Annotated in this window: 17 protein-coding genes; 6 read left to right on the top strand and 11 right to left on the bottom strand. The window is 65.3% G+C overall.

The annotated features are described in order from the left end of the window. Positions 1 to 90 precede the first annotated feature (90 nt). On the top strand, positions 91 to 1,590 hold the full coding sequence (locus tag ACRVY7_RS00550; RefSeq protein ID WP_431815605.1) for a gamma-aminobutyraldehyde dehydrogenase: 1,500 nt from the start codon (positions 91 to 93) through the stop codon (positions 1,588 to 1,590). Next, positions 1,590 to 3,011, top strand: a complete 1,422-nt coding sequence (locus ACRVY7_RS00545; protein ID WP_431815604.1) for an NAD(P)/FAD-dependent oxidoreductase — start codon at positions 1,590 to 1,592, stop codon at positions 3,009 to 3,011. Before ACRVY7_RS00550 ends, ACRVY7_RS00545 begins: the two co-directional genes overlap by 1 nt. 18 nt (positions 3,012 to 3,029) lie before the next feature. On the opposite strand, the gene ACRVY7_RS00540 is transcribed toward ACRVY7_RS00545, so the two are convergent. Next, the gene (locus ACRVY7_RS00540) at positions 3,030 to 3,950 is read right to left on the bottom strand and encodes an NAD-dependent epimerase/dehydratase family protein (RefSeq protein WP_431815603.1); all 921 of its coding nucleotides are present in this window, start codon (positions 3,948 to 3,950) and stop codon (positions 3,030 to 3,032) included. 70 nt (positions 3,951 to 4,020) lie between these two features. Then, positions 4,021 to 4,467, bottom strand: coding sequence for a PaaI family thioesterase (locus tag ACRVY7_RS00535; RefSeq protein WP_431815602.1), 447 nt, complete (start codon positions 4,465 to 4,467; stop codon positions 4,021 to 4,023). Positions 4,468 to 4,520: 53 nt separating this feature from the next. Between ACRVY7_RS00535 and ACRVY7_RS00530 the strand changes: the two genes are divergently transcribed. Continuing rightward, on the top strand, positions 4,521 to 5,138 hold the full coding sequence (locus ACRVY7_RS00530) for a TetR/AcrR family transcriptional regulator (protein WP_064870571.1): 618 nt from the start codon (positions 4,521 to 4,523) through the stop codon (positions 5,136 to 5,138). Between the two features lie 5 nt (positions 5,139 to 5,143). Here the strand turns inward: ACRVY7_RS00530 and ACRVY7_RS00525 are convergent, their stop codons facing one another. From ACRVY7_RS00525 to sdhC, 8 genes are all read right to left on the bottom strand, one after another. Beyond that, the gene (locus tag ACRVY7_RS00525; RefSeq protein WP_431815601.1) at positions 5,144 to 5,872 is read right to left on the bottom strand and encodes a type 1 glutamine amidotransferase; all 729 of its coding nucleotides are present in this window, start codon (positions 5,870 to 5,872) and stop codon (positions 5,144 to 5,146) included. Continuing rightward, a complete protein-coding gene (locus ACRVY7_RS00520; protein ID WP_431815600.1) occupies positions 5,869 to 6,816 on the bottom strand; it encodes a universal stress protein in 948 nt (315 codons plus the stop codon). Before ACRVY7_RS00520 ends, ACRVY7_RS00525 begins: the two co-directional genes overlap by 4 nt. Further along, positions 6,806 to 8,311 carry an APC family permease gene (locus ACRVY7_RS00515; RefSeq protein WP_431815599.1) on the bottom strand — a complete coding sequence of 502 codons (1,506 nt, stop codon included), beginning with the start codon at positions 8,309 to 8,311 and terminating at the stop codon, positions 6,806 to 6,808. Before ACRVY7_RS00515 ends, ACRVY7_RS00520 begins: the two co-directional genes overlap by 11 nt. A gap of 642 nt (positions 8,312 to 8,953) precedes the next feature. Then, entirely contained in the window at positions 8,954 to 9,373 is a 420-nt protein-coding gene (locus ACRVY7_RS00510; RefSeq protein ID WP_431815598.1) for a hypothetical protein, read from the bottom strand. Positions 9,374 to 9,559: 186 nt separating this feature from the next. Then, complete coding sequence (locus ACRVY7_RS00505) at positions 9,560 to 10,342, bottom strand: succinate dehydrogenase iron-sulfur subunit (RefSeq protein WP_431815597.1); 783 nt, start codon at positions 10,340 to 10,342, stop codon at positions 9,560 to 9,562. Continuing rightward, positions 10,342 to 12,102: a succinate dehydrogenase flavoprotein subunit gene (sdhA, locus tag ACRVY7_RS00500; protein WP_049699571.1), complete on the bottom strand. Its 1,761-nt coding sequence runs from the start codon at positions 12,100 to 12,102 to the stop codon at positions 10,342 to 10,344. Before sdhA ends, ACRVY7_RS00505 begins: the two co-directional genes overlap by 1 nt. 14 nt (positions 12,103 to 12,116) lie before the next feature. Further along, positions 12,117 to 12,575: a succinate dehydrogenase hydrophobic membrane anchor subunit gene (locus ACRVY7_RS00495; protein WP_049699570.1), complete on the bottom strand. Its 459-nt coding sequence runs from the start codon at positions 12,573 to 12,575 to the stop codon at positions 12,117 to 12,119. A 12-nt stretch (positions 12,576 to 12,587) separates the two neighbouring features. Next, positions 12,588 to 12,995: a succinate dehydrogenase, cytochrome b556 subunit gene (sdhC, locus tag ACRVY7_RS00490; protein WP_082937859.1), complete on the bottom strand. Its 408-nt coding sequence runs from the start codon at positions 12,993 to 12,995 to the stop codon at positions 12,588 to 12,590. Between the two features lie 220 nt (positions 12,996 to 13,215). Between sdhC and ACRVY7_RS00485 the strand changes: the two genes are divergently transcribed. Genes ACRVY7_RS00485 through ACRVY7_RS00475 form a run of 3 tightly spaced genes read left to right on the top strand, consistent with a single transcriptional unit; the run spans position 13,216 to position 16,140 of the window. Continuing rightward, positions 13,216 to 13,617 carry a cytidine deaminase gene (locus ACRVY7_RS00485; RefSeq protein ID WP_083444406.1) on the top strand — a complete coding sequence of 134 codons (402 nt, stop codon included), beginning with the start codon at positions 13,216 to 13,218 and terminating at the stop codon, positions 13,615 to 13,617. 1 nt (position 13,618) lies between these two features. Then, complete coding sequence (locus ACRVY7_RS00480) at positions 13,619 to 14,926, top strand: thymidine phosphorylase (RefSeq protein WP_431815596.1); 1,308 nt, start codon at positions 13,619 to 13,621, stop codon at positions 14,924 to 14,926. Next, positions 14,926 to 16,140, top strand: coding sequence for an adenosine deaminase (locus ACRVY7_RS00475; protein ID WP_431815595.1), 1,215 nt, complete (start codon positions 14,926 to 14,928; stop codon positions 16,138 to 16,140). Before ACRVY7_RS00480 ends, ACRVY7_RS00475 begins: the two co-directional genes overlap by 1 nt. A 68-nt stretch (positions 16,141 to 16,208) precedes the next feature. On the opposite strand, the gene ACRVY7_RS00470 is transcribed toward ACRVY7_RS00475, so the two are convergent. Continuing rightward, a complete protein-coding gene (locus tag ACRVY7_RS00470) occupies positions 16,209 to 17,510 on the bottom strand; it encodes a primosomal protein (RefSeq protein WP_431815594.1) in 1,302 nt (433 codons plus the stop codon). Positions 17,511 to 17,558: the final 48 nt, after the last annotated feature.

Genomic DNA, 17,558 nt, shown 5'->3' with positions numbered 1-17,558 from the left:
AGCAGATATTGGCAACCGAAACCACGGTTTCGGTTGGAAATTGTTGCTCCAAGTCGTGAATCCGTTGTTTTGCCGGTATCGTGATCTGTCGTGTCAACCATCACGACAGTTCCCAGTGGTTGGGTCGACGGTGCTCCCAGCAGCGGATCGGGCCTCGACCACACTGTGATCGATCCCGCCACCGATGCCCCGGTAGCGCACCTCGTACTCGCCTCCGGCTCCGACGTTACCTCCGCGGTCGCACATGCCGCGCGCGCACAACACGATTGGGGTGGAGCCACCCCCGCTGAGCGGTCGGCGGTACTGCATGCCTTCGCGCGTCTGCTCGACGCCAACGCCGATCTGTTGGCGAGCGAGGAGGTCTCCCACACCGGCAAGGCGATCCGTCTCGCAACGGAATTCGACGTGCCGGGCAGTATCGACAACGTCGACTTCTTCGCCGGCGTCGCACGCAATCTCGACGGCAAGGCGAGCGCGGAGTACTCGGGCGAGCACACGTCGTCGATCCGACGTGAACCCGTCGGGGTCGTCGGGTCGATCACTCCGTGGAACTACCCCCTGCAGATGGCCGTGTGGAAAGTGTTGCCCGCGTTGGCCGCCGGGTGCTCAGTGGTACTCAAACCCGCTGAGATCACCCCGTTGACGACGCTGACACTCGCTCGCCTGGCAACCGAGGCGGGTGTGCCAGACGGCGTCTTCAACGTCCTCGTCGGCACCGGCGCAGATGTCGGTGCCGCAATCGCCGGACATCCCGACATCGACATCGTGACGTTCACCGGTTCGACGGCGGTCGGGCGCATGGTGATGTCGCAGGCCGCGGCACATGGCACGCGCGTACAACTCGAACTCGGAGGCAAGGCACCGTTCGTCGTGTTCGACGACGCCGACCTCGACGCCGCGATCCAGGGTGCCGTCGCCGGAGCCCTCATCAACGCCGGACAGGACTGCACGGCCGCGACACGAGCGATCGTCGCGCCGTCGCTCTGCGACGATTTCGTGACCGGCGTCGCCGATGTCATGTCATCGGTGCGGGTCGGCGATCCGCGCGACCCCGACACCGACATGGGCTCACTCATCTCCCACGCCCACCGCGACAAGGTCGCGGCAATGGTGGAACGTGCTCGCGCCGCCGGCGCGCGCGTGGTGACCGGCGGGGTGCTGCCCGACGGTCCCGGCAGCTTCTACCCGCCCACGTTGATCGCCGACGTCGCGGAGGACTCCGAGATCTACCGCGACGAGGTCTTCGGCCCCGTACTGACGGTCTCGACCTTCACCGACGACGACGACGCGCTGCGCCGCGCGAACGACACCGTTTACGGACTCGCCGCATCGGCGTGGACGCGCGACGTCTACCGCGCGCAGCGGGCGAGCCGCGAGATCAAGGCCGGCTGCGTGTGGATCAACGACCACATCCCGATCATCAGCGAGATGCCGCACGGCGGTGTCGGCGCGTCGGGCTTCGGCAAGGACATGTCGACGTACTCGCTCGACGAGTACCTGACCGTCAAACACGTGATGAGCGACATCACCGGTGTTGCCCGAAAGCCTTGGCATCGAACGGTGTTCACGAATCCGGGAGAGGTCCGCTGATGAGCGAGGCATGGGCCACCGAGCCCACAGCACGCGGGGCGGCACTCGTCTCTACCGCGCACGCGTCGTCGTATTGGCTCGATCGCGCGGATCGGCCTGCGCCGCGTCCGCGCGTGCTCGGTCAGGTGACCGCCGATCTCGTCATCGTCGGTGGGGGATTCACCGGACTGTGGACCGCAGTACAAGCGGCAGAACGCGATCCGGGACGTCGGATCGTGCTCGTCGAGCGCGATCGGATCGCCGAGCACGCCAGCGGACGCAACGGCGGCTTCTGCTCGGCGAGCCTCACCCACGGCCTCGGCAACGGCATGGACCGCTTCGCCGACGAGCTGCCGACACTTCTGCGCCTCGGTCACGAGACACTCGACGCCATCGATGAGGCCATCCGCCGCCACGGCATCGCCGCCGACGCCGAGCGCACCGGCGAACTCGACTTTGCCAATTTCGATTGGCAGGCAGACGAATTGGCCGAGTACGCGGAGTCGGCGAAGGAACTCGGCGAAGACCTTCCGCTGCTGTCGGAGGAGCAGGCGCGCGAACGGGTCGACTCACCGATGGTGGCGGGAGCGGTGTTCGATCCCGACGTCATCATGCTCGACCCCGCGCGATTGGCGTGGGGTCTTGCCGACGCCGCGGAGCGCCTCGGCGTGCGGATCTTCGAGCAGTCGGAAGTGACCGGTATCAGCAGCGAGGGTGACAGGTTGCGGCTGAGGACCGGCCTCGGCGAGATCGTCGCCGATCGAGCCGTGCTCGCGACGTCGGCGAGTCCGTCGCTGGTTCGTCGTCTGCGGCTCTACACGGTGCCGGTGTGGGATTACGCGATCATGACCGAACCGCTGTCGGAGGCGCAGCTAGCGTCGATCGGTTGGAAGGGCAGGGAGGGACTTGCCGACGCGGGGCCGCGGTTCCACTACTTTCGTCTGACGGCCGACAACCGGATTCTGTTCGGCGGCTGGGATGCGTTGTACCACTACAGATCCGACGATTCGCCGCGTCACCAGCAGGAACCGCGTGAGTTCGCGCTACTGGGCGAGCACCTGCTGCAGATGTTCCCGCAACTCGAGGGCATCCGCGCAAGTCATGCGTGGGGTGGGGCCATCGATACGTGCTCGCGGTTCTGCGCGTTCTGGGACCGCTCGTACGGTGGACGGGTCGTCACCGCGGTGGGGTTCACCGGTCTCGGCGTCGGTGCGTCGCATTTTGCTGCCGCAACAGCACTCGACCTCGTCGACGGTGCCGACACCGAGCGCACGCGTCTGAACATGGTGCGCTCCAAGCCGATTCCGTTTCCGCCTGAACCCTTGCGCGCGTTCGGCATCAACATGACCCGCCGCGAACTGGCTCGCAGCGAGCGCCGCCAGGGCAAGCGCGGACTGTGGTTGACCGTGATGGACAAGGTGGGGCTGGGTTTCGACAGCTGATGTGGCCGCGCGCGTCGACTAGTGGGTGACGAGCTGGGCGACGCCGGCGTCGTAGGTGGTGACGGCGAAGTCGGGGAAGGCTCGGGTGAACTTGTCGGAGACGAAGACGGTGTCGACGCCGTAGCGGGGCAACAATTCCCACAGTTCGCGGACGTTCTTGCTGAACAGACGTCCGAGGGCGAAGACGGGTGTGCCGAGCACCGTGTACTTGTTCTGGTGCCCACTCGCCTGTGAGGTCAGCTCCAACAGTTGTGCGTAGGTGCGTCTGTTGCTGTCGATCGGCAGGTGCCAGGTCTGGCCGTAGGCCGACTCGGTGTTGCCGATCAGCGCCATCGCGCGGCTGGCGTCGGGAGTCCAGATCAGGGAGCGCAGGGTGTCGTCCCGGATCGGGACGAACGCTCTCTTATGTTGCGCGATTCGGTCGAAAACCAGTGCGTTGGTGAAGCTTTGGGTCTGGTTCGGACCGTAGAACTCTGGGGCACGACAGATCACGGCGTCGACGGTTCCCGCGGTCATCGCGTCGAGCAACATGGTTGCGGTCTGTGCGCGCGTGCGGCCCTTGCTGCCTACGGGGCGGAACGGGGTGTCCTCGGTCTGTGGCTCACTCGTCATCGGATACATATAGGTGTTGTCGAAGAACACGAGCTTCGTGCCGTGGCGAGCGCATGCGTCGATCGCGTTGCGCATCATCACCGGAAAACGCTGCGCCCACATCTGAGAATCGGCGGGCAGTCCGACGGTCAGGTATGCGATGTCGCTTCCCGCTACAGCCGCGTCGGTTTGTGCGGCATCCATGAGGTCGGCGGCGACGAGTTCGTCGGTCTCGTTGACCCGCCGGGGTTGTCTGCTGACGAGTCGGATGTCGCGGGTGTGGTTGCGGTGGAGATCACGAGCGAGCTCTGTGCCTATCTGCCCGTTCGCGCCCAGGATCGTCTGCATGGTTCGACGCTAGGCGCCAATGTAAGCAGTGTCAACAAGGGTTGGCGCCCGGTGGGAGCGCGGCCGTCGGTCAGCCGATTTGATAGGTGCCGGTCGCGCGGGCGACAAGTTGGCCGGCGCTTGCGGAGATCAGATCAACGGTGCAGTGGCACAGCCGGTTTCCGTTGTGGAGGCGGTCGGCGACGATGCGTAGATCGTCGGCGATCAGTGGGTTGATGAAGCTCACCGACATCGAGGTGGTGACCCCGCGAAGCCGATCGGGGATCGGTCGGCCAGCCCACGCTGCCGCCATGATTCCGATGTCCGCGCATGCGCTGATCGCGCCGCCGTGGACCATTTCGCCGACGGTCGTCAGCTCCGGCCGGTAGGGCATGACCAGTTCGGCGTGGCCGTCGGAGATATCGGTGAGTCGAAGCCCGAGTTCCGCCACGAAGGGCGAGCGAGGGATGAGCAGTGAGATCGCCTCGGAGCCGTCGGCGGGTGTTGGCAGGTCGGAGGTGGTCACAGTGGGAGACATGTCGATCCTTCTGTAGTTGGACTATGAAAACGTAGTCAGACTACAATTAGCACATGTCCTCATTGCTTGACGAGCCCCGCGATCGACGACGGCGGCGTACGCGTGCCGCAGTCCTCGATGCCGCGGCCGAGTTGTTCTCACGCAACGGATTTCGCGCGACGTCGGTCGATGCGATCGCCGCGCACGCCGACGTCGCGCTGACGTCGCTGTATGGGAATTTCCCCGACGGCAAGGCGGAGGTCTACGCGGTGGTCGCGTGTCGACTGGCGCGCGAGCACGCCGAGCGGATGCGACGCAGTGTCGAGCGAACCGGTGGCGGTGCACCGACGGCTCGAGCGGCGTTCGAGGAGTACGTGCGCTTTCATCGGGACGAACCGCTCGCGTTCCGGATGCTGGGTCTCGCCGACGTGTCCGAGGTGCATGGGGACGTCGTCGACCAGGCGCGGTCGGAGATCGGGCGGGTACTCGCGGGCGTAGCCGACGACGTGATCGATGCGATCGACTCTGCCGACCCCGCCGCACGATCGTCGGTACTGCTCGCGTGGGCGGCCATCAACGGCGTTCTCGCGCTCGAACAACGTGGGCACATCGACGCCGCCACCAGCGACAGCCTGCTCGGCGACGCCGTGGAACTACACGTAGCCCGCGTGGCGCAGGTGTGCGAGGTGTGAACGGGCTAGCGTTCTTGCCGCGCGACGACGATGTCGAGCCACCGCGACATCGCCGCCGCAGCCATCGCGCGGGTCGTCGACTCGACGTCGGCGAGGTCGGCGCTGACCCGGTCGGGACCGCCCGGACCCAGCGCGTCGACGAGTTCGGTGCGGTAGGCGGGGTCGTCGAGCCAGGTGGCGAAAAGCGGGGTGTCGACTTCGAGATGAAACTGCAGGCCGTAACTCGCGCCGAGGCGGAACGCCTGGTTGGCGTACGACTCCGACGATGCCAGCAGCGTCGCACCGGCGGGTAGATCGAACGTGTCGTAATGCCACTGCATGCTGTCGAATGTCTTGTCCGACAGACCTTTCCACACAGGGTCGATGACGCCATCCGAGGTCCAGGTGACCTTCGAGATCCCGATCTCGGGGGCAGGCCCCGTACTGACCTTCGCATCGGCCGCGCTCGCCAGCAACTGCGATCCGAGGCAGACTCCCCAGATCGGTACGTCCTTGGACAGCGCTCGTCGCAGGAAGTCGATCTCGTCGTCGATCCACGGATAGGTCGGGCCGTCGTTGGCTCCCATTCCGCCGCCCATCACCGCGATGGCGTCGAACGACGCAGGGTCGTCGGGAAACGTGTCGCGCTCGGCTCGCAACGTGGTGACCTCGGCGTCGTGTGGAAGACCGCCCGCGTACGTGCCGAGTGATTCGCACTCGGCGTGCCTGATCTCGAGCAGTCGCAGCGTCGTCACTCGCCCTGTGCCTTCGTTGCTGTCGGTTTCGTGTTTGTCGTTTCCGTGTCAGGTGTTGATTCCTTGGGTACGACGATCACAGGGGCAGTGGTCCAGCGCAGAATGCGCGCGGCGGTCGAGCCGAGGAAGACGCGGTTGTCGGCGCCGAGATGCCCCGAGCCGACAGCGACGATGTCATTCGCGTCCCACGGCAGATTGTCGAGCGCTTCGTCGAGGGTGTCGCCGTCGGCAACGAGAACGTCGACCTCGAGGTCGACGTCGAGCTGGTCACGGGTGTGCTCGAGAAGCTCTCGCGCCACGTCGACCTGTTGTTTGCGTACCGCGAGGCTGGTGTCGTCGGCCGCCGGATTCTCCAGCGACACCAGCGAGAGCAGACGCACGTCGATCGACGCGGCTTCGGCAAAGCGGATGCCGAACGAGAGGGGATCGCTGGCCGACTTCTTGACCGGCACGGCGATGGTGATCATGTCGATTACGACGTCGGAGCGACGCGCGTATCCACGCGGCGCCAGCGCAACGGGCAGCGGTGAGGAATGCAGCAACTCGGTACTCACCGTGCCGAGGGCGTGGCGCGAGATGATGCCGTCGCCCGTGCCGCCGACGACGATCATCGCCGCGCCGGACTGCTCGGCGACGTCGATGAGGCCCTCGGTGAACGACTCGTGCACGGTGACGACGGTGCGCACCTCGATGCCCTCCGGGATGCGTGATGCGCCGTCGGCAAGCCATTCCGCCGCCTGGTTCTCGAGGCGTTCCATGTACTGGTCGATGCCCGGTTGACCGTCGTAGGGCACAGGATGGACCACGCAGATCAGGTCGATGGCAGCGCCCGTCTTGGTGGCGATGGCCGCGCCGAGTGCCACGCCGTCGTCACCCGACTGGGTGGCGAGATAGCCGACTGCGACACGTTTCGGGTTCGCAGCGGAGGTGTTGTCAGTAGACATCGGGGACCTTCACTTCGGTATTCGCGTTGAGGGTCTTGCCCTTGAAGAAGTCGCTGTCGGCGGCGCAGCACGCGAGCATCAACGGGACGCCGAGGACCAGCATGCCGACGCCGAGGATGAACACGCCACCGATTCCGCCGACCGACGTCGAACCGTAGTCGGGGTTGATCATGTCGATGGCGCTCTTGATGAATGCCCAGGCCATCGCGATGCCGCCGAGAAGCGGGAAGAGTCCGCGCATGAAGAAGTTGCGAGCGGAGTCGAACAGCGTCCGACGGAAGTACCAGACACACGAGAACGCGGTGATGCCGTAGTAGAACGCGACGGCGAGACCGAGTGACGCGATCGAGTCGGCAAGCGTGTTCTGACTCGCGAACGACAGAACGAGGTAGAAGACCAACGCCGACGCGCCCATCACGGCCGTGCCGAACGCAGGCGTCATGTAGCGCGGGTGGATGTAGGCGAACCGTTGGGGGAGAGCCTTGTACACGGCCATCGACAGCGTGCCGCGTGCCGTCGGCAGGATGGTCGACTGCGTCGACGACAGGGCCGAGATGCTGACGACGAGCAGCAACGCCGACGCCATCACCGCACCCGCGACCGGTTCGCCGAGGATGGTGAGCACGTCGTCGGTGTTGTCGGGGTTGTTCAAGCCGATGCCGGTGGTGCCGAAACCAGCGAACGACTCGACGGCGTAGGCGACCAGTACGTAGGTGGCAACGAGGATCAGGCAGCAGATCACCGCCGCCCGGCCGGGTGTCTTCTCGGGATCCTTGGTTTCCTCGCCCACGGCCAGACACGCATCCCATCCCCAGTAGATGAAGATGCACAGGATCACCGCCGCGGCGATCGACGACTGGTCGAGACCCGTCGGCGACAACCAACTCCACTGGGGTGTGACGGCCTGGGGGCCGGCGTGGTCGGTCGCGACCTTCACGAGCGCGATGACGCTCGCCAGGATCAGGATGCCGAACTGGATGAACATGAGCACCGACTGGATGCGCTCACTGATGACGATGCCGCGGATGCTGATCCACGTCATCACGATGATGAAGAAGCATCCGAGGGCGACTTTGGCCCACAGGTTGTCGGCGAGTGAATCGAGGTGCAGAAAGCGAAGCAGGTACACGGCCGCGATCTCGGCGACGTTGGCGAGCACGATGATCGCCGACACCGCGAGACCCCATCCACCGATCCACCCGATCCACGGCCCGAACGCTTTGGTGCCCCAAGTGAAGGTGGTGCCGCAGTCGGGGGTATCGCGCGAGAGTTCTCGGTAGGCGAATGCCACCAGCAGCATCGGAATGAACGCGATCACGAACATCGCCGGCGCTTTGCTGTGCACCGCAGCGACCACATAGCCGAGCGTCGCGGCGAGACTGTAGGCGGGTGCCACGGCCGACAGACCGATGATCACGTTGCCCAGCAGTCCGATCGACCCGGCCCGCAGCCCTTTGTCGCCCGATTGGATCTCGGCGTGAAGCTTCTCCGCCATGCCGCGATCACCCCCTATGACGTCGCTCAGTAGTTCGTCAAGACTATGGTTCCCGCAGAGTGTGCGCGCGGTGACTGAGCAAATCGACGGCCAATCGGCGGAATCGGTTCGGAAAGCGCTATTTGTGTCCGATTTGACGAGGCTAAAGAGTTTAGGCGCGCTCAGGGGTTGGGGTGTGCGCGGGGCGGCTCGGGCGCGCGCGTCCGGACCGGTTTCGGCCCGCGCAAAAAGTGGGGAAGGATTCTTTCCTCGGGTTGTGTGCTCTTGCTTGGGTAGCTTCGCGGGAAACGTCGAGGAGTCGGGGAAGAGTTCTTTCCGCGACATTTTTCCGTGTGTTTTGGGAGCTGTCCGCGGCGCGCGCGTGAACCGGCGTCGCGCGGCGTCGGGAACTAGGGGAAGGTCGGCCGTGGCCTTGGCTGGGACGGGCCCACGGCCGCCGGCGGACTGGTCGGGGCGCTGACCTGCGCAGAAACTAAGGGAAACGATCCTTCCTCGGGTTTTGAGCCGTTCCCTGGGTAGCTTCGCGGGGAAACGTCGACACCCCGGGGAAAGAACCCTTCCCCCGCTTTCTGCCCCGGGCGGGAGCCAGAGCCAGAGTGCGCCCCCGACCCGACCCCGCCCCGGCCGACAACCGGCGGCGCCTCAGCCCTTTCGACGCGGCGTCGGACGGTCGCAGGTCGCGAGGGCGTGGGCGCCGCGGGCGGTGTGGTCGCGCACCTTGACCTTGCCGACCCAGATCTCGCAGCGCGCGAAGCGGCCCGTCGAGCCGAACGAGACGTCGACGTTCTGATTGCGGGACCGGCTGACAATCGTGAGCGACCCCGACCAGAGGCCGCTGGCGTCGTCGTGCGTCGGAAGCCGCACGTCGGATTGGTGGCGGATCTTGTTGACGGCGTCGAACCACACGATCTGCTCGTTCCACTCGCGGTCGGAGCTGACCGAGATGGTCACCACGTCGCCGGTGCTCGGAAATCGGGTCGACGCCGCGGCGGGCGTTGTGGTGCTCAGTAGTGCACCGCACACGAGGATCAGCAGGCTGACGAGGATTGATCGGGTGTTCACGGGGTAGCTCCGTTCGTCGTGTCGAGTCCACGGCTGTGGCCTCAAAGGACTTGGACGCACGCGAGCACCGATCGGTTTCATCGGGCGCCAAAACACAACGAACCCGGAAAACAGCGAACCCACCATCCGCGGAGGATGGTGGGTTCGCCGGGGCTGCAGAGAGGGTCTGCGTCGGTGATTCCGAGATCAGCGCGAGAACATGAGGGCGCGCTTGACCTCCTGGATCGCCTGGGTCACCTGGATGCCACGCGGGCATGCGTCGGTGCAGTTGAAGGTGGTGCGGCAGCGCCACACACCGTCGGAATCGTTGAGGATGTCCATGCGCTCGACGGCGCCCTCGTCGCGGCTGTCGAAGATGAAGCGGTGCGCGTTGACGATCGCGGCGGGGCCGAAGTAGCTGCCCTCGTTCCAGAACACCGGGCAGCTCGTGGTGCAGCACGCACAGAGGATGCACTTGGTGGTGTCGTCGAAACGTGCGCGATCCTTCTGGCTCTGGATGCGCTCGCGTGTCGGCTCGTTGCCGGTGGTGATGAGGAACGGCTTGATCGCGCGGTACGCGTCGAAGAAGGGCTCCATGTTGACCACGAGGTCCTTCTCCACCGGAAGACCCTTGATGGGCTCGATGGTGATGGTGATGTCCTTGGACTTGTCCTTGGGCAGGAAGTCCTTAATCAGCATCTTGCAGGCCAGGCGGTTGACGCCGTTGACGCGCATCGCGTCGGAGCCGCACACGCCGTGGGCGCAGCTGCGTCGGAACGTCAGCGTGCCGTCGAGGTAGCCCTTCACATAGAGCAGAAGGTTGAGCAGACGGTCGGTCGGCAGCGCGGGAACACGGAAGCTCTCCCAGCCCTGGGCGTCGGGCTCCTCCGGATTGAAACGCATGATCTTCAGCGTGACCATGGTCGCTTCGTCCGGAACTTCTGGCAACGGCGGCTCGTCGGTGTGCGGCGCCTCAATGGTGGCGGTCATCAGTACTTACGCTCCATCGGCTCGTAACGGGTCTGGATGACAGGCTTCCAGTCGAGCTCGATGTCGGAAAGGAGCTTGTCACCCTTCTTGTAGGCGATCGTGTGGCGCATGAAGTTCACGTCATCGCGATTCGGGTAATCCTCGCGGGCGTGCCCGCCGCGCGATTCCTTGCGGTTGAGCGCGCCGACGACGGTGACCTCGGCGAGTTCGAGCAAGAAGCCCAGCTCGATTGCCTCGAGCAGATCGGAGTTGAAGCGCTTGCCCTTGTCGTGCACGCGGATGTGGTCGTAGCGCTCCTTGAGAGCGTGGACGTCGGTCAACGCCTGCTTGAGCGTCTCCTCGGTGCGGAACACCGACGCGTTGTCGTCCATCGTCTGCTGCAGCGCGGTGCGGATGTCGGCGACGCGCTCGTGTCCGTGCTCGGACAGGATGGTCTCGAGCCAGCCGGTGACCATGTCGGTCGGCTTCTCCGGAAGGTCGGTGAACCCGTGGCTGTTGGCGTAGTCGGCGGCTGCGATGCCGGCGCGACGACCGAAGACGTTGATGTCGAGCAGCGAGTTGGTTCCGAGACGGTTTGCACCGTGCACCGACACGCACGCGCACTCGCCTGCGGCGTACAGGCCGTGGACGACGTCGTCGTTGTTGTTGCTGCGCAGCACCTGACCCTCGATGTTGGTCGGGATTCCGCCCATCAGGTAGTGGCAGGTCGGGTAGACCGGCACCCACTCCTTCACCGGGTCGACGCCGAGGTAGGTGCGCGCGAACTCGGTGATGTCGGGGAGCTTCTCGTTCAGGACGTCCTCGCCGAGGTGGGTCACGTCGATGTAGACGTAATCCTTGTTCGGTCCGGCGCCGCGTCCCTCGAGAACCTCGAGCACCATCGAGCGCGCGACGATGTCGCGGGGTGCGAGGTCTTTGATGGTGGGGGCGTAGCGCTCCATGAAGCGCTCGCCGTCGGCGTTGCGCAGGATGCCGCCCTCACCGCGAACGGCTTCGGAGATCAGGATGCCGAGACCCGCGAGGCCTGTCGGATGGAACTGGTGGAACTCCATGTCCTCGACGGGCAGGCCCTTGCGGAACACGATGCCGACGCCGTCGCCGGTCAGTGTGTGCGCATTCGACGTCGTCTTGTACATACGGCCCGAACCGCCGGTCGCGAAGATGATCGACTTCGCGTGGAAGACGTGCAGTTCGCCGGTCGCGAGCTCGTAGGCGACGATGCCGGTGGCGACCGGCTCGCCCTTCTCGTTCTCGCTCAGGCACAGGTCGAGTGCGTAGAACTCGTTGAAGAACTCGACGTCGTGCTTGACGCAGTTCTGGTACAGGGTCTGCAGGATCATGTGGCCCGTGCGGTCGGCCGCGTAGCAGGCACGACGCACCGGCGACTTGCCGTGGTCACGCGTGTGACCACCGAAACGACGCTGGTCGATCTTGCCCTCGGGCGTGCGGTTGAACGGCAGGCCCATCTTCTCGAGGTCGAGCACGGCGTCGATGGCCTCTTTGGCCATGATCTCCACCGCGTCCTGGTCGGCGAGGTAATCGCCGCCCTTGACCGTGTCGAAGGTGTGCCACTCCCAGTTGTCCTCTTCGACGTTGGCCAGCGCGGCGCACATGCCGCCCTGCGCCGCGCCGGTGTGGCTACGCGTGGGGTAGAGCTTGGTCAACACTGCGGTGCGGGCGCGGGGCGCTGCTTCGATCGCTGCGCGCATACCGGCGCCGCCTGCACCGACGATGATGACGTCGTAACGGTGTTCCTGCATCTTCAGTGGTCTCCTTAGTTTGCGCTGTTCACGTCGAAGGTGAGCAGCGCGTAGGTGCCCAACACCAGCACGAGGATCATCGAGACCCCGAGCAGCACGTTCAGCCAGAAGCGGGTCGAGTCCTTGCGCGAGTAGTCGGCGATCACCGTGCGCACACCGTTGCCGCCGTGCAACTGGGCCAGCCACAGCATGGTGAGGTCCCAGATCTGCCAGAAGGGCTCACGCCAGCGAGCCGCGACGAACGATGCGTCGATGCGGTGCACGCCGTTGTCCCACGCCAGCATGATGAACATGTGGCCGATGGTCAGGATGATCAGCGCCAGACCGGAGAAGCGCATGAACAGCCATGCCCACTTCTCGAAGTTGCCGCCTCGGGGCTTGCGCGGCGAGCGCGGATTGTCGAGGCTGGCGGGCCGGTCGTACTGGGTGCCCAGCGACTTGGCGACGTTCTGTGAGGTAGGAGATGTGGTCATTGTCGTATCTCCTTAGAACGCGTGCTCGATGAGGATCTGCAGGAGTCGGATCGCCGCGGCACCGAAGACCACCACGAACAGTCCGAGAATCACCCACAGCATCTGACGCTGGTACTTGGGGCCCTTCGACCAGAAGTCGATCAGGATGATGCGCAGGCCGTTGAGTGCGTGATAGAGCACGCACGCCACGAGTGCGATCTCCATGAGACCGATGATCGGGGTCTTATAGGTGTTGATGATCTCCGAGTACTTGTTCGGGTCGATACGGATCACCGCCGTATCGAGCACATGCACGAACAGGAAGAAGAAGATCGTCACGCCTGTGATGCGGTGTAGCACCCAGGACCACATGCCTGGATCGCCGCGGTACAGCGAACGTTTGCGCACCGGCTCCGGTGCGACCTCTGTCTCGGAACTCATCGGGGAATTGGCCTCCAACATCGTCGATGGACGCGGTGGCACCGGCTGGGTGTCACCTTGGACCCATGCAAGAGACTTTAAACCTATGCTGAGTGAGTCGTTAAATTGCCCGAACCGATCTGCGGGACAAGGCATTACGAATTAGGTTTGCCTTACCAAGCTTGTTTGGGTATCTCCCATCGCATCGACTCCGATGCCGACCGACCGGCAGGAGGCTGTCTTGACTCCCGATATTGATTGGAATCTATTGCGGGACAACGCAACCGGCATGATCGAGCGTGCTTATGCCCCGTATTCTTCGTTTCCGGTCGGGGCGTCGGGACTCACAGACGACGGCCGAATCGTGGTTGGTTGCAATGTGGAGAATGTCTCATACGGGCTCGGTATCTGCGCCGAGGTCGGACTCGTCGCATCGTTGATCGCGTCGGGCGGCGGGCGACTCGTTTCGGTCAGTGTGTGCGACGCCACCGGGTCGATTCTGATGCCGTGCGGGCGTTGCCGACAGGTCCTCTACGAACACGGTGGCGGCGATCTGCTCGTCGACCATCGGGATGGACCGACGACGCTGGCGCGACTGTTGCCCGACGCATTCGGGCCCGACGACCTCGACGCGGTGCGGTGAGATGAGCGACCACATTCACGCGACGTCGGTCATCGCAACCAAACGCGACGGCGCACAGCTCACCACGCCGCAGATCGACTGGGTTGTCGACGCCTACACGCGCGGCGACGTCGCGCCCGAGCAGATGTCGTCGCTGCTCATGGCGATCGTGCTGCGGGGAATGACGCGTCGCGAGATCGATGACTGGACCCGCGCCATGATCGACAGCGGCACCCGAATGGACTTCTCCGGACTCCGTCGTGGCGACGCGGTGCTGCCGACCGTCGACAAGCACTCGACCGGCGGCGTCGGCGACAAGATCACCCTGCCGTTGGCTCCGGTGGTCGCCTCCTTCGGTGTCGCGGTGCCCCAACTGTCGGGGCGCGGCCTCGGCCACACCGGAGGCACGCTCGACAAGCTCGAATCGATCCCGGGCTGGCGGGCCGACCTGACGACTGCCGAGATGCACGCGCAGCTCGAGAACGTCGGAGCTGTGATCTGCGCCGCGGGCGCCGACCTCGCGCCCGCGGACCGCAAGCTCTACGCGCTGCGCGACGTGACGGGGACTGTCGAGTCCGTCCCATTGATCGCCAGCTCGATCATGAGCAAGAAGATCGCCGAGGGCACCGGAGCACTCGTCCTCGACGTGAAGGTCGGGTCGGGGGCGTTTCTGCCCGACGAGGCCCTCGCGCGGCAACTCGCCGAGACCATGGTGTCGCTCGGCGTCGACGCCGGCGTGCGGACCACGGCGTTACTCACCGACATGGACGCCCCACTCGGGTTGACCGCAGGCAATGCGGTCGAGGTCGCCGAGTCGCTGGAGGTGCTCGCCGGGGGAGGACCGTCGGACGTCGTCGAACTGACGATTGCGCTCGCGCGCGAAATGCTCGACGCCGCAGGCGTTTCCGACGCCGACCCGGCAGCCGCACTGGCCGACGGCAGCGCGATGGACACCTGGCGCGCCATGATCGCCGCGCAAGGAGGCGATCCGGATGCCCCACTACCGCGTGCGCCGCACACCGACGACGTGCCCGCACCGGTGTCCGGTTACGTCCACCGGATCGACGCGCGGGCCGTCGGCGACGCCGCGTGGCTGCTCGGCGCCGGACGGTCACGACCCGGCGAAGCCGTCCAGGCAAGCGCCGGAGTCGTGTTGCACGCGAAGCCAGGCGACCGCATCAGCGCGGGCTCGCCGCTGTTCACGCTCCACACGCAGACGCCCGAACGATTCGACGCCGCGCGGGCGAGGCTCACCGACGCGACCGTGATCTCACCGGAACCACCGCCGCATCCCCGACCAATCGTGCTCGATCGCGTTAGGTTCGACTGATGACGCCAGCGACGGAGAGTGCAGTGACCGACAGTGCAGTGACCGACAGTGTGAGGACAGCAGGGGGCGGCGCGACATCGGAAACGGGTCTGACTGTCGCCGGAGGGCAGCCGCTCGACCTGAGCACCCTCGCGCTCGCGCCGAAAGTCCTGCTCCATGATCATCTCGACGGTGGGCTCCGCCCGTCGACCGTGCTCGAACTCGCCACCGAGGTCGGCTACGACGACCTACCCGCCACCGACGCCGACTCGCTTGCGCACTGGTTCCGGGAGGCCGCGGACAGCGGGTCACTGGAGCGGTACCTGGAGACCTTCGCACACACCGTTGCCGTGATGCAGACGGCATCTGCGCTCGAGCGCGTGGCCAGAGAATGCGTCGAAGACCTGGCGGCCGACGGTGTCGTATATGCCGAGATCCGTTATGCCCCCGAGCAGCACCTCGAGCGAGGGCTGACGCTCGACGAGGTCGTCGAGGCAGTGTTGCGCGGTTTCGCAGAGGGTGAGGCGGTCGCCGCTGCGGGCGGACGACCGATCACGGTTCGCTGCCTGGTGACCGCGATGCGTCACGCCGCGCGTGCACGCGAGATCGCCGAACTCGCGGTGCGCTATCGCGACGAGGGCGTCGTCGGATTCGACATCGCAGGTGCGGAGGCAGGCAATCCTCCGACTCGCCATCTCGACGCCTTCGAGTACATGCGCGCCAACAGTGCGCCCTTCACCATCCACGCTGGCGAGGCATTCGGACTACCGTCCATCCACGAGGCGATCGCGTTCTGCGGCACGGACAGACTGGGCCACGGGGTGCGGGTGATCGACGACATCACACTGCCCGACGGCGTCGACCTCGCAGCGTCGTCGTTCGCCGGTGCGGAACTCGGAGAGATCGCGAATGTGGTGCGTGACAAGCGGATTCCGCTCGAACTCTGCCCGAGCTCGAACGTGCAGACCGGCGCGGTCGCCTCGATGGCCGATCACCCGTTCAATGCGCTCGCGCGGCTGCGATTCCGGGTCACCGTCAACACCGACAACCGGCTGATGAGCGACACGACGATGAGCAAGGAGTTCTATCGGCTCGCCCAGCAGTTCGGTTACGGCTGGGCCGATTTCGAGCGATTCACCGTGAATGCGATGAAGTCGGCGTTCATCCACTTCGACGAACGCCTCGCGTTCATCGACGACGTGATCAAGCCCGGCTATGCGGTCCTGATCGGCTGACTCGGCTCACTCGTGCGGCACGACGTCGAGCTTGACTCAGACGTCGGGCCGCATCCGGGATGGACTCGTCAGCGCTTGATCTCCAGGCGGTCCTCGAAATCGTGCTCGAGTGCGCGCCACGCCTCGGCCTCGTTGTCGAACGGTGCCGAGGGTGCCAAACGCTTCGGGTCCGGATTGATCGCGTAGTCGACGAACCAGCCGAGCGGGGTCGTGCTCGCCAAGGCCTCCGAGACTGCGTCGTCGTCGGCGTAATCGGCTGCGTCGGAGAACAATTCGACGGCGAGGTCGAGCTGGTTGCGGTCGATGCGGCGCGGGCCGTCGAGGATGTCCTCTGCGAGGCCGGGCAGCACGTAGACGTTGTCGTCGATGACGTCGAACTCGAGCGCCCCATCGGTTGCCTCGGTGCGGACGTCGGTGAACGTGGAGACGTCGGTGAGATCGTGGTCGTTGTTCTCGGCGAGGAATTTCGACAACGTGCGCGGCGAGGTGAACACGAAGATCCTGCCCCGTGCACCGAGGAACACGGGGTCGTCTCCGAGGTAGCAGCGCAGCGAGAGGTATTCGCCGGTCCCGGTGACGATCTTGATCGGGTCGATGCCGACGCCCGCCCAGAAATCGTCGTCGTCGATCTCATCGATTTCGTCTTCGTCGTCGTCCGCGGAATCGTCGGCGCCCGTCGCGGCCGTGACAACCGCAGCAGCCTCGGCGTCTTCGGAGTCGTCGTCGAGCAGGTCGATGTCGTCGTCGGGCTCGTCCTCGTCCTCGGCAGACGCCGCGGCTTCGAGTTCATCGGCGGCGACCGTGACGGCCGCAGCGTCGACGTCGGGGGTCTTGATGACGTCATCGATGGCGTCGAGGACGTCGTCCCAGTGCTTGGCGATGAGACGTCCGATGCGGACCCACAGGTCGACGCCGTCGCGGCCCTCGAAGTTGCGGGTACCGGTCGTCACCGCTCCGAGGATCGGGTTGCCGTTGAAGAACTTGGTGACGGTGATCAGTTCGCAGACCTCGCCGAGGATGCGCACGATCTCGAGTGCGTCCTCGAGTTCGGCGATCACCTCGGGCGTCGGGTCTTCTGCCGCGAGCTCCGGCACACCGACGAGATCGTAGGTGTGGCGGTCGTCGGGGATCAGTTCGTCGGCCGAGAGCTGCTTGACGGTGTCCCACGCCGGGTGCTCGATGAGATCGTTGTCCGTGTCGGTGCGGACGAAGCCGACGAGCTCGGCGACGCCGGGGAATACGTACAGGTCATCGTCGAGTCCGAGGAATGCCTCCCACTCGTCGTCGCCCTCACGCCAGCGTGGCGCCCACAGGGTGAAACCGTTTCCGTTGGTGAGTCCGAGTTCGATGGGAACGATGTCTCCGGCCATGAGGCAACAGCGTAGCGATGATCACTGTGAACTCGATACCTGCCCCGT

The organism is Gordonia jacobaea (assembly GCF_965344965.1).
Taxonomy (GTDB): Bacteria; Actinomycetota; Actinomycetes; order Mycobacteriales; family Mycobacteriaceae; genus Gordonia; species Gordonia jacobaea.
The sequence above is the reverse complement of the archived record's forward strand: the minus strand, read 5'-3'. Positions and strand labels throughout refer to the sequence as shown.